This is a genomic window from Pseudomonas sp. MHK4, from assembly GCF_054600775.1.
The window spans coordinates 1-965 of the sequence record NZ_BAAIAK010000044.1 but is presented as its reverse complement, the minus strand read 5'-3'; the positions used below and the strand labels follow the sequence as shown (position 1 = coordinate 965).

The 965-nt window shown below is 55.6% G+C and carries 1 protein-coding gene and 1 pseudogene; both read left to right on the top strand.

Annotation, left to right across the window (positions count from 1 at the left end; all coding sequences use genetic code 11):
- Window positions 1-530, top strand: a 530-nt coding sequence (locus tag ACYP2Q_RS31430) for a phospholipase D-like domain-containing protein (RefSeq protein ID WP_459734098.1), incomplete at its 5' end; no start/stop codon positions are given.
- A pseudogene (locus ACYP2Q_RS31425) lies at window positions 530-965 on the top strand (SEL1-like repeat protein); the annotation flags it as partial. The gene ACYP2Q_RS31430 and the pseudogene ACYP2Q_RS31425, both read left to right, overlap by 1 nt.

The following is a 965-nucleotide window of genomic DNA, read 5'->3' as shown; positions in this document are numbered from 1 at the left end:
AGGTCAAAGCCGACGCACCACCCCGGCCACGGCCCGAGCCAAGCGATCGCGTCGGGCATCAGGAGCTTGCCCAGTGGCAGGAAAAACTCGATTGGCACATCCGGCAAATCAAGGACAGCACCCTTGTTCCGGAGAACATTCCCAACCTGAAAGTTCATGTGTGCTCGTTGGTCGCCAACGACCTGAAGGCGGGCGACAAATGGATGCCGGTGTACATCCACTCCAAGCTGATGATCGTCAACGACGTGTTCACCACCCACGGCTCGGCCAACATCAACACCCGCAGCATGCAGGTTGATAGCGAGCTGAACATTGCCCATGAGTGGGCGAGCGTGACCCAGGCGCTGCGGCGGCGGTTGTGGGATATGCATACGAATGGGATGGGGGTGCAGGATGATGCGGATGAGGCGTTCAAGGCCTGGCAGACGATCGTCAATGACAATAAAAAGTTTCAGGAAAAGAAGGATGCGCCCTGTGCTTCGCTCGTCGAATTTTATTACGACAAAGCCACCCTGAAGGATCTCGACTGATGCGTCTCGTGCTCTTGCTGTTGTGCCTGCTGTTGGCCGCTTGTGATAGCCGCAGCGCCTTTACCTATATGAAGAAGGACCCTCATGTGAATCCGCTCACCGACATCAAGGCCAATTTCGCCTTTACCTGCGCCCACGAAAAAATTCCTGCCCCCTCAGCCGAAACAGATGTGCTGTTCCAATACGCCCGCTGGTTGCAGAGGAACAATCAGCTAAAGCAAGACAAGAGCGTCGACGTCGAGATCGAACGGCTGTACCGCATCGCCGCCGAAAACGGCCATTACAAAGCCAACATCAACCTTCAGAACGGAGCGATGCGTCAGCATTTCAAGCTTCACGGCCATGAACACTTGCGCCTGAGCCAACAACTGATCGAAGCCAGTGTTGCCACGGGATATTACTTCGTGGGGATCTTCTTGCAGCAGGGTTCGGCTG